The sequence below is a fragment of the Aeromonas sp. QDB68 genome (genome assembly GCF_027707405.1).
Taxonomy (GTDB): Bacteria; Pseudomonadota; Gammaproteobacteria; order Enterobacterales; family Aeromonadaceae; genus Aeromonas; species Aeromonas caviae.
The window spans coordinates 1-556 of record NZ_JAPCIQ010000255.1 but is presented as its reverse complement, the minus strand read 5'-3'; the positions used below and the strand labels follow the sequence as shown (position 1 = coordinate 556).

The following is a 556-nucleotide window of genomic DNA, read 5'->3' as shown; positions in this document are numbered from 1 at the left end:
GCGCTGGCCCGCTGTGATGCCGATAATCCGGTGTTTTATGAGGATGAAGTCGATATAGACCTCAATCCCAAATTAGGAGCCGACTGGATGTTCAGAGCGCAGCAAAAGCGGGTTGTCACACCGGGGCAGAATGCCAAGCATTATCTGGCAGGCGTTCTCCACGCAGGCAACGGAAGGGTACTTTACGTCAGCGGGATCAAGAAAAACTCATCGCTGTTTATTGCCATGCTGGAAAAGCTGCGCCACCACTACCGACGAGCCAAAACCATCACGTTGATCCTCGATAACTACATCATTCACAAAAGCAAACAGACCGAGCGATGGTTGAAGAAGAATCCCAAGTTCTGCCTGGTGTTCCAGCCAGTTTACAGCCCTTGGGTTAATCACATAGAACGGCTATGGCACAAGTTACATGAAACCATCACGCGCAATCATCAATGCAGAGGGATGGCAAACCTGCTGGCCCGAGTGAAACACTTCATGGATACCGTGTCTCCTTTCCCGGGGAATGGCTATGGCACAGCGAAGGTGTAGCACTATTGGGATCAGTTATTTA

Annotated in this window: 1 pseudogene; it reads left to right on the top strand. The window is 50.4% G+C overall.

Annotated elements, in window-relative coordinates:
* A pseudogene (locus PG892_RS22520) lies at nucleotides 1–534 on the top strand (IS630-like element ISAhy2 family transposase); the annotation flags it as partial.
* Between the last annotated feature and the right edge of the window lie 22 nt (nucleotides 535–556).